This window comes from Metapseudomonas resinovorans, from assembly GCF_002003485.1.
GTDB lineage: Bacteria > Pseudomonadota > Gammaproteobacteria > Pseudomonadales > Pseudomonadaceae > Metapseudomonas > Metapseudomonas resinovorans_D.
Genome location: NZ_BDMA01000085.1, coordinates 87513 through 97114 on the forward strand (window position 1 = coordinate 87513; position 9602 = coordinate 97114).

General features: G+C 65.7%; 8 protein-coding genes. 1 reads left to right on the top strand and 7 read right to left on the bottom strand.

Going from position 1 to position 9602, the window contains the following annotated elements:
- The first annotated feature begins 33 nt into the window (after window positions 1-33).
- The gene (locus MnOB_RS23605; protein WP_077526791.1) at window positions 34-1023 is read left to right on the top strand and encodes a cysteine synthase A; all 990 of its coding nucleotides are present in this window, start codon (window positions 34-36) and stop codon (window positions 1021-1023) included.
- A gap of 73 nt (window positions 1024-1096) precedes the next feature.
- Here the strand turns inward: MnOB_RS23605 and MnOB_RS29870 are convergent, their stop codons facing one another.
- From MnOB_RS29870 to MnOB_RS23640, 7 genes are all read right to left on the bottom strand, one after another.
- Window positions 1097-2242 carry a methyl-accepting chemotaxis protein gene (locus MnOB_RS29870; protein ID WP_077526792.1) on the bottom strand — a complete coding sequence of 382 codons (1146 nt, stop codon included), beginning with the start codon at window positions 2240-2242 and terminating at the stop codon, window positions 1097-1099.
- A gap of 89 nt (window positions 2243-2331) precedes the next feature.
- A complete protein-coding gene (locus MnOB_RS23615; RefSeq protein ID WP_077526793.1) occupies window positions 2332-4194 on the bottom strand; it encodes an NAD(P)-binding protein in 1863 nt (620 codons plus the stop codon).
- A gap of 85 nt (window positions 4195-4279) precedes the next feature.
- Window positions 4280-4756 carry an ester cyclase gene (locus MnOB_RS23620; protein ID WP_077526795.1) on the bottom strand — a complete coding sequence of 159 codons (477 nt, stop codon included), beginning with the start codon at window positions 4754-4756 and terminating at the stop codon, window positions 4280-4282.
- 175 nt (window positions 4757-4931) lie between these two features.
- Window positions 4932-6356, bottom strand: a complete 1425-nt coding sequence (locus MnOB_RS23625; protein ID WP_077526797.1) for a gamma-aminobutyraldehyde dehydrogenase — start codon at window positions 6354-6356, stop codon at window positions 4932-4934.
- 154 nt (window positions 6357-6510) lie between these two features.
- Window positions 6511-7317: an ABC transporter permease gene (locus MnOB_RS23630; protein WP_077526799.1), complete on the bottom strand. Its 807-nt coding sequence runs from the start codon at window positions 7315-7317 to the stop codon at window positions 6511-6513.
- The gene (locus MnOB_RS23635) at window positions 7307-8257 is read right to left on the bottom strand and encodes an ABC transporter permease (protein WP_077526801.1); all 951 of its coding nucleotides are present in this window, start codon (window positions 8255-8257) and stop codon (window positions 7307-7309) included. The genes MnOB_RS23630 and MnOB_RS23635 overlap by 11 nt, the downstream gene beginning before the upstream one ends.
- A 1-nt stretch (window position 8258) precedes the next feature.
- Window positions 8259-9284, bottom strand: coding sequence for an ABC transporter ATP-binding protein (locus MnOB_RS23640; protein ID WP_077526803.1), 1026 nt, complete (start codon window positions 9282-9284; stop codon window positions 8259-8261).
- Between the last annotated feature and the right edge of the window lie 318 nt (window positions 9285-9602).

Here is a 9602-nt window from a genome sequence, read left to right on the forward strand (position 1 = left end):
ATCTGTCCGTCTGCCTTCGCCTGGAGGTGCAGCATGGCGATCCGCGAAGGTTTCATCGGCAGCATCGGCAACACGCCGCTGCTGCGCCTCGAAAGCCTGAGCAACGAGACCGGTTGCGACATCCTCGCCAAGGCCGAATTCCTCAATCCCGGTGGGTCGGTAAAGGATCGCGCCGCCCGCTTCATCATCGAAGATGCCGAATGCCAGGGCCTGCTGTACCCCGGCGGCACGGTGGTGGAGGGCACCGCCGGCAACACCGGCATCGGCCTGGCGCACATCTGCGCGGCGCGTGGCTATCGCTGCATCATCGTGATCCCCGACAACCAGTCGCCGGAAAAGCTCGAGCTGCTGCGCACCCTTGGCGCCGAAGTGCGTCCGGTGCCGCCCAAGCCCTACAAGGACCCGGACAACTACCAGAAAATCGCCGGCCGCCTGGCTGCCGAGCTACCCGGTGCGATCTGGGCCAATCAATTCGACAACACCGCCAATCGCCAGGCCCATTTCGAGACCACGGGACCGGAAATCTGGGCCGATACCGACGGCCGTCTCGATGCCTTCGTCTGCGCCACCGGCACCGGCGGCACCCTGGCGGGCGTGGCGCGATTCCTCAAGGCGCAGGACCCGGGCATTCGCATCGTCCTTGCCGACCCCATGGGCAGTGCGCTGTACAACTGGGTGAAGCACGGCGAACTGGTGGCGGAGGGCAGCTCCATCACCGAAGGCATCGGCACCACGCGCATCACCGCCAACCTCGAAGGCACGCCCATAGACGACGCGGTACAGGTGGAAGATCCCGCCTGCGTCTCCATGGTCTATCACCTGCTGCGGGAGGAAGGACTGTTCGTCGGCGGTTCCTCCGGCATCAACCTCGCCGCCGCCGTGCAGGTGGCCCGCGAGTTGGGGCCGGGGCACCGGGTGGTGACGCTGCTCTGCGATCGGGGCGGTTTGTATGCGGCGCGGTTGTTCAATCCGGCGTGGCTGGCGGAGAAGGGGCTTTCAGCGGCCGCCGGAGGTCATGGGTAGGGTGCGCCGTGCGCACCGATAGCGCCCACGAAGGTTCCTGGTGCGCGCGGCGCACCCTACGCTGTGGACCTGTTCAGCCGCTCTGCTCAGGATCGAACTGCAACAGCAACGACCAGGGTGCATTGCAGTTGCCGACGAAGATCGGATGCAGCAGGCAGATGGCGTTGCCCGTGCCCTTGAAGCGCAATGGCCGGCCATCACGAATGGCGCTGCGGGCATCGCCCGACAGTTCGTTGGCCAGGGTGCCCAACCGCTTTCCGTCCGGGTGGGTCACGTAGTGGGCAGCGTTGGACAGCAGCGCGTAGTGGCCGTTGCCGAACGGTTTGAGCTGGCTCAGGCGCTCCTGGAGCTGCTGCAGGCTGTAGTCGGCACCGAGGATGCCGAGGAAGCGCCCACCGGCCAGCATCGGGGTCATGAAGGAGGTCATCAATACCGTGCTACCGGCCACCCTGTAATCGTAGGGCTCCATGAACAGGTCGCGGCCCTTGCGTCGTGGCAGTTCGTACCAGTCGCCGTCGTAGCCCACCAGGCACTCGCGCTGGATGGCACCGGCGCCCCGGTTCCAGTAGGCCATGATGCGGCCGGTGTGGTCGTGGCCCGGCTGGTTGGTGAACTCGGCGTCGCGGCCGTCCAGGGCGTTGGGTTCGCTGGCACAGGCGAAGGCCAGCAGGCCGGGGTTCTGCAGGAGGAACTGCTGCATCACGGCGTCGATCTGCTCGCGCTGCGGGCCGATGCCCTGGGCATGCAGGCCGAGGATGAAGTGCTTGAGGCCATAAAGCGCAGCAGCCATGACCGCGAACTGGCTCTGTAACTGCTGCGCCTCGCGGGCCAGCAGGACTTCGGCCGTCTCCGCCCTGGCGGCACTTTCCGCGCGCTGCACCTGCTCCAGCGCCTTCTCGCTTTCCTGGCGGATGGTGGCGACCACGCTGCCGATATCGGCGGTGGCATTGGCCGACTGGGTAGCCAGGCGCCGCACCTCGTCCGCGACCACGGCGAAACCGCGACCGAGCTCGCCGGCACGGGCAGCTTCGATGGCGGCGTTGAGGGCGACCAGGTTGGTGTTCCTGGCGATCTGACGGATCACGTCGGAGACTTTGTTGATCTCGTTCCAGCGGCTGTTCAGGCCGTCGATCAGCAGTTTGACCTGGTCGAGGGTGGAGTTGCCCTGGGCGCCGTCTTCCGGCGTGGGCGCCTGGGTCTGTCGGGGACTGCTCTGCATGGTGGGTTACCGAAACGGGTTGGGGCAGGAAGGCGCCGCAAGCGGCGGCGCGAAACCGTGGCCCGGCGGACCGGGCCACGGAATGTCGGTCAGGCGAGCTCGCCCACCGCGCGGTGGGCTTCGTCTATGGCCGCGTGGGCATAGGCGCTCCAGGCGGAGTCGGAGTTGGCGATGGTCACGTTGCCCACCGGTTTGCGCGCCAGGAGCATGGTCTTTTCGCTCGCCTCCTCGTCGTCGAACAGCGAGTTGGCGAAGTAGGCGTAGCCGTGGGACCAACGGTTGACGGTGATGGCGAGGATGTCCTTCTGGTGATCGAAACCGCCTGGACCGAGCATGCGCTGCAGCTGGTCGCGCAGCTGCGCTTCAAGCTGCTCGAAGGTCGTCGCGTAGAGTTTGGCGCGACCGGTGCGGGCCTGGGTGCGGGCGTCCATGCCGGAGTTCGGCGAGGTGGGCACGTAGACCATGTGCAGGCCGATGGGCTGCTTCGGATCGCGCGGGTGCTGGTAGCCGCCGAGGTCCACCGGGTAGTCCAGCTTGATGCGGCTGTAGGGCTGGGTGGTGGCGTAGATCTCGTGCACGCCGAGCTTCCGGAAGCTTTCCCAGTTGCGGATCACCACCTTGGTGTACACCAGCGGGAACTTCACGTTCTGGGCGAGGGCATTGGCCTGCTCGGGCGAGAGGTCGCGCAGCAGGTACGGGATCATCATGTTGTAGCAGGCCAGTACGCAGTGCTTGCCGCGTACCCGTGCCAGTTGGCCGCCACGGCTGTAGCCGACGTCGACGCCGCCCTCGCGGTTCTTCACGCTCACCGCCGTGCTGTTCAGGCGCAGGCGCACCGGGCTGCCGGCGATGTCCAGCTGGCTGTAGTCGAACTGCGCCAGGACGATGTCTTCCATGCCCTTGCCGGGCGCCACGGCCGGAATCAGGTCGCGCACCAGCAGGCGGGCTACCGAGGCGTTGCCGTCGGGGAAGTGGTAGATGTACGGCTCTTCCATTTCCGCCTTGGCTTCCTCGCCAATGGGCGGCAGCTGCATCGCCGCGAAGCCGGGGAAGCCGACGTAGTAGGCGTCATAGGCCGCCACAGCGTCGATGCTGAGGGCGGAGAAGTCGTTGGTGCGGCTCTGGAAGTACTTCACCGCGCTCTCGGACAGGCCCACGTCCTTGAGCAGGAAATCGCGGTAGCTGGTCTTGGCCAGGTGGGCTTCCTTCTCGTCGCTGGTCTTGCCGGCGAGGTAGTCGCGGGGTGCTTCGTGGAGGTCGATCAGTGCCTGGCGGTCAGCTTCGGGCAGCGGGAAATCACTGATGAAGGTGCGCCAGGAGCGGGCATTGCGTTTTTCCGGGGCGATGTCGTCAGCTACCACTGGCGATGGGTCGCCGCTCACCAGCTTGTCCACGCCGAAGTTCTCCTTGTCGAAGAACACCCCGCGGGACAGGCCGAGGTTGGGGTAGAAGTCGCGGTCGAAGGCCGTCTCGAAGCGTTTGATGTCGACGCCGAGCTTCTTCAGCAGGCCGTTCACTGTGTCGCTAAATAGGTGGCTGGGCGACTGGAAGGATTCGCTGCCGCCGTAGCCGAGGATCATGCGGCCGCCCGCCTCGAACTCGTTGCGCTTGGCGTGGCCGCCGAAGTCGTCATGGTTCTCGATGATCAGGATGCGCGCGTTCGGTTGTTTCTCGCGATAGAACCAGGCTGCGGCCAGGCCGCTGATGCCACCGCCGACCACCACCAGGTCGTACTCTTCGGCCACCGGCAGGCCGTCGGTATCGAACTTCTTCTTCTCCCAGCCCATCTGGTGCGCCACCTCGAAGGCACCGGGGTGGCTGCCGCGCAGGCCGGTGAGGGCCGGCGGGTAGTAGCGGCCGGACGGGGCGGCGCGCAGCAGCTGCATGGGCGTCAGCCCGGCGGCGATAGTGAGGGCGACACCGTTGAGGAAATCACGGCGGGTGACGGTCATGGCGAATCCTTGCAAGGCAATTGCTATTCGAGGGGCGGGGGGAGCGGGGGAGGGCCGGCGCCCATGGCGGGCGCCGGCGAAAGGCTTACCAGCCGAGTTGCTTGTTGAATCCGAGGGCGTCGTAGTAGTCGCCCTGGTAGGTGATCTTGCCGTTCTTGACGCGGATGAAGCTCACGCCTTCGAACTTCAGCGGCTTGTTGGTGGCCGGGGTTTCGGCGCTCCAGGCCCCGCTGTTGGTACCGGCGAATTCCCACTGGAAGGCGATGCCATCGGCACTGATGATGGGCTCGCTGGTCATCTTCCAGGTGAGGTTGGGCACCGCACCGACGAACACCTTGATGACATTGTCGCGGGCTGCTGCACGACCTTCCTGAGGCGTGCCGACCGTGGCGTCGAAGTACACCGCGTCTTCGGCCAGGAAGCTGGCGGCCTTGTCGACGTCGTGGGCGTTCCAGGCAGCCATGTAGCCATCGACTATGGCCTTGGCATCGTCAGCGGCCTGGGCCATCCCGGCCATGGCGCAAAACAGGATGAAGCTGAAATTACGCAAGGTATTACGCATTGCTCGTTCTCCTGGTTGGGTGAGGCGTACTACGGGTGGTGCGGCCTTGCTCTTCTGTGGGGGCGAATTCATTCGCTAAGGGGCAGCGTAGCTGCCCCGAGGTTTTCCAGGGCAGGCCTGCGGCCTGCTCAGCGACTGAAGTCGCCCCCACAAGGAACTGGCCGAAGCCAGCTCGTTAATGCTTGAACATCACATGGCGAATGGCGGTGTAGTCCTCCAGCCCGTACATCGACATGTCCTTGCCGTAGCCGGAGTGCTTCACGCCGCCGTGGGGCATTTCGCTGACCAGCATGAAATGAGTGTTGACCCAGGTGCAGCCGTACTGCAGGCGTGCGGACAGGCGGTGGGCGCGGCCGACATCAAAGGTCCAGAGCGAGGAGGCCAGGCCGTAGTCGGAATCGTTGGCCCAGTCCAGCACCTGCTCTTCAGTGTCGAAGGCGGTGACCGAGACCACCGGGCCGAATACCTCGTGGCGGACGATTTCGTCGTCCTGGCGGGCGCCGGCAAGGACGGTGGGCTGGAAGAAGAAGCCCGGGCCCTCGACGCGCTTGCCGCCGGTGACCACCTGGATGTGCGGCACGGCACTGGCGCGCTGGACGAAGCCTTCGACACGCTCCAGGTGCTGCTCGGTGATCAGCGGACCGAGCTCGGTGTCCGGGTCGTCCTGCAGGCCGGTCTTGATGCTGCCGACAGCCTCGCCGAGCTTGGCGACGAAGCGCTCATAGATGCCTTTCTGCGCGTAGATGCGGCAGGCGGCGGTGCAGTCCTGGCCGGCGTTGTAGAAGCCGAAGGTGCGGATGCCTTCGACGGCGGCGTCGATGTCGGCGTCGTCGAAGATGATCACCGGGGCCTTGCCGCCCAGTTCCATGTGCATGCGTTTCACGCTGTCGGCGGTGCCGGCGATGATCCGCGAGCCGGTGGCGACCGAGCCGGTGAGGGACACCATGCGTACCTTCGGGTGGGTGGTCAGCGGCTCGCCAACGCTCGGGCCGCGGCCGAAGACCATGTTCACCACGCCGGCGGGGAAGATCTCGGCGATGAATTCAGCGAGCTTCAGCGCGGTCAGCGGAGTCTGCTCGGAGGGCTTGAGCACCACGGTGTTGCCGGCGGCCAGCGCTGGGCCGAGTTTCCAGGCAGCCATCATCAGCGGGTAGTTCCACGGTGCGATGGAGGCGACCACGCCGACCGGGTCGCGGCGGATCATCGAGGTGTGGCCGGGCAGGTACTCGCCGGCGGCGGAACCGCTCATGCAGCGACTGGCGCCAGCGAAGAAGCGGAACACGTCGGCAATGGCCGGCAGTTCGTCATTCAGTGCGGCGGAGAAGGGCTTGCCGCAGTTCTGCGACTCCAGGCGGGCGAGTTCCTCGGCGTGGGCGTCGATGGTGTCGGCGAGCTTGAGCAACAGGGTGGAGCGGTCCTTCGGCGAAGTCTGCGACCAGGCAGGGAAGGCAGCGTCGGCAGCGCGCACGGCGGCATCGACCTGGGCCGGGCTGGCTTCGGCGATTTCCACCAGGGCGGTGCCCAGCGACGGGTTGAGCACGGCGAGGCTGGGACCTTCACCGGCGATGAGCTGGCCGTTGATCAGGAGTTTGGTTTGCATGGGGTAATCCTCGTTCGGTTCTAGCCCCTCGCCCTCTGGGAGAGGGGTTGGGGTGAGGGAAATTCGGTGCGGCTCGGACTGCCCTCTCCCCCGGCCCCTCTCCCGGAGGGAGAGGGGAGAAAAGCTCGGGAGAGGGGAGCCGGCCTGAAACTGCTTACTTCCCGCTACCCGCCACGCTCTCGCCACCCTTGGTCAGGTAGTAGGCGGCGAGGATGGGCAGCATGGTCACCAGCATCACCAGCATGGCCACCACGTTGGTCACCGGGACGTCGCGCGGGCGGCTGAGCTGGTTGAGCAGCCAGATCGGCAGGGTGCGTTCGTGGCCGGCGGTGAAGGTGGTGACGATGATCTCGTCGAACGACAGCGCGAAGGCCAGCATGCCGCCTGCCAGCAGGGCAGAGCCCAGGTTCGGCAGGATGATGTGGCGGAAGGTCTGCCAACCGTCGGCACCCAGGTCCATCGAGGCTTCGATCAGGCTGTGGGAGGTACGACGGAAGCGCGCGATCACGTTGTTGTGGACGATCACCACGCAGAAGGTGGCGTGGCCGATGACGATGGTCAGCAGGCCGGGCTCGATGCCCAATTCCTTGAACGCCGAGAGCAGGGCGATGCCGGTGATGATCCCGGGCAGGGCGATCGGCAGGATCAGCATCAGCGAGATGCCTTCCTTGCCGAAGAAGCTGCGGCGGTAGAGCGCGGCCGCAGCCAGGGTGCCGAGCACCATGGCGATCAGCGTGGCGACGACCGCGACCTGCAGCGACAGCTTGATCGCTTCCAACACGTCGGCGCGGCCGAAGGCGACGCTGAACCAGTTCAGGGTGAAGCCCTGCGGCGGGAAGCTGAAGGCGGCGTCTTCGGTGTTGAAGGCGTACATGAAGATGATCAGGATCGGGATGTGCAGGAATGCCAGCCCGCCCCAGGCCGCCGCTTTCAGACCCCAGGACGCTTTTTCAGAGTGCATCGAAGGCCCCCAGACGTTTGACGATGGACAGGTACACGGCGATCAGCACGATCGGCACCAGGGTGAAGGCGGCGGCCATGGGCATGTTGCCGATGGCGCCCTGCTGGGCGTAAACCATGCTGCCGATGAAGTAGCCGGGCGGGCCCACCAGTTGCGGCACGATGAAGTCGCCCAGGGTCAGGCTGAAGGTGAAGATCGAGCCGGCGGCGATACCTGGGATGGACAGCGGCAGGATCACCTGCATGAAGGTCTGGCGCGGGTGCGCACCGAGGTCGGCCGAGGCTTGCAGCAGCGACGGCGGCAGGCGTTCGAGGGACGCCTGGATCGGCAGGATCATGAACGGCAGCCAGATGTACACGAACACCAGGAATCGCCCGAGGTGCGAAGTCGACAGGGTGCTGCCGCCGACGCCGGGTACGTCCAGCAGCAGTTCCAGCACGGGCTGCAGGTGCAGAGCCTGGACGAACCACATCACCACGCCGCCCTTGGCCAGCAGCAGGGTCCAGGCGTAGGCCTTGACGATGTAGCTGGCCCACATGGGCATCATCACCGCGATGTAGAAGAACGCCTTGGTCTTGCCCGTGGTGTAGCGCGCCATGTAGTAAGCGATGGGGAAGGCCAGGGCGGCGCTGGCGATGGACACGGCGATGGCCATGCTCAGCGTGCGCAGGATGATGTCGAAGTTGGCGGCCTGGAACAGGGCGCCGAAGTTCACCAGGGTCAGGTCCTTCGACACCGTCATGGTGAAGTCGTCGAAGGTGTAGAAACCCTGCCAGAGCAGCGTCAGCAGCGAGCCCAGGTAAATGGCGCCGAACCACAGCAGCGGCGGCACCAGTAGCAGCGAGAGGTACAGCGTCGGCCGGCGATACAGCAGGCCCGAGAACCTGCGCATCAGGCCATTCGCGGCGCGCGGCCGCTCGGCGTTGAGGGTCAGTTCCATGTCACGCGCCCTCGGTCAGCTGGACCATGGCATCGCGCGCCCAGCGAGCGGTGACCACCTGGCCCTGCTGGTGCAGCGGCGCGGCGTCCTGCCACTGGCTGTTGGCCAGGCTGACGCAGAGGTTCTGGCCGTTATCCAGGCGGATTTCGTAGCGGGTGGCAGCGCCCTGGTACTGGATGTCGTGAAGCAGGCCGCTGATTTCCACATCGCTGCCGTTGCGCTCACCATTGGCGAAGCGGATGTGCTCGGGGCGGATGGAGAAGGGCTGGTTGACACCGGTGAGCTGACGCGCGACGTCGCCGCGCAGCACGTTGGAGGTGCCGACGAATTCGGCAACGAAAGGCGTGGCCGGCTTCATGTAGAGATTGCGCGGGGTGTCCACCTGCTCGATGCGGCCCTTGTTGAACACGGCCACGCGGTCGGACATGGACAGCGCTTCACCCTGGTCATGGGTGACGAAGATGAAGGTGATGCCGAGCTGGCGCTGCAGCTTCTTCAGCTCGCTCTGCATCTGCTCGCGCAGCTTCAGGTCCAGTGCGCCGAGGGGTTCGTCCAGCAGCAGTACGCGCGGGCGGTTGACCAGCGCACGGGCCAGGGCCACGCGTTGGCGCTGGCCACCGGACAGCTGCGCCGGCTTGCGGTCGCCGTAGCCGGCCAGGGCAACCATACCGAGGGCTTCCTCGGCGCGGGCCAGGCGCTCGGCCTTCGCCACGCCCTTCACCTTTAGGCCGTAGGCGACGTTCTCGCGCACGTTCATGTGGGGGAACAGGGCGTAGTCCTGGAACACGGTGTTCACGTCGCGCTCGTAGGGCGGCAGGCCGGCGGCTTCTTCACCGTGGATGCGGATGGAACCTGAGGTGGGTTGCTCGAAGCCGGCGATCAGGCGCAGGCAGGTGGTCTTGCCCGAGCCCGATGGGCCGAGCATGGAGAAGAACTCGCCGTCCTTGATATCGATGGATACCCGGTCGACGGCTTTGACCTCGCCGAACTGGCGGGAAACCTGGGTGAACTGGACAGCAAGTGTCATGGTGTGGTGCTCCGGTAACGCGAAAAAAAGACATGACTTGGGCGGGGCCTCGCGATGGAGGCCCTGCGGGAATTTCAGGTGGTTCGGACAAACTCCCTCTCCCTCTGGGAGAGGGCTGGGGTGAGGGGAGTGTCAGTCGCTCGGTGTTTCAAGGGGGACCGATTAACCCCTCTCACTTCAGGGAGAGGGGGGAGAGGGCGACTCCGCGCGGAGCCTGTCTTCCCTCACTCTGAAGTGGTCAAGTAAAACTGGACACCGGTTTAGGTTTATCCAGCCAGCGCTTCGCGCTGTACCGGTGTCTGGTAGTTGTTGTAGCTG

Bases quoted from the DNA above. Each gene is read 5' to 3' on its own strand.
- MnOB_RS23640 (WP_077526803.1), bottom strand. From the start codon at position 9,284: ATGACACTTGCTGTCCAGTTCACCCAGGTTTCCCGCCAGTTCGGCGAG.
- MnOB_RS23635 (WP_077526801.1), bottom strand. From the start codon at position 8,257: ATGGAACTGACCCTCAACGCCGAGCGGCCGCGCGCCGCGAATGGCCTG.
- MnOB_RS23605 (WP_077526791.1), top strand. From the start codon at position 34: ATGGCGATCCGCGAAGGTTTCATCGGCAGCATCGGCAACACGCCGCTG.
- MnOB_RS29870 (WP_077526792.1), bottom strand. From the start codon at position 2,242: ATGCAGAGCAGTCCCCGACAGACCCAGGCGCCCACGCCGGAAGACGGC.
- MnOB_RS23625 (WP_077526797.1), bottom strand. From the start codon at position 6,356: ATGCAAACCAAACTCCTGATCAACGGCCAGCTCATCGCCGGTGAAGGT.
- MnOB_RS23620 (WP_077526795.1), bottom strand. From the start codon at position 4,756: ATGCGTAATACCTTGCGTAATTTCAGCTTCATCCTGTTTTGCGCCATG.
- MnOB_RS23630 (WP_077526799.1), bottom strand. From the start codon at position 7,317: ATGCACTCTGAAAAAGCGTCCTGGGGTCTGAAAGCGGCGGCCTGGGGC.
- MnOB_RS23615 (WP_077526793.1), bottom strand. From the start codon at position 4,194: ATGACCGTCACCCGCCGTGATTTCCTCAACGGTGTCGCCCTCACTATC.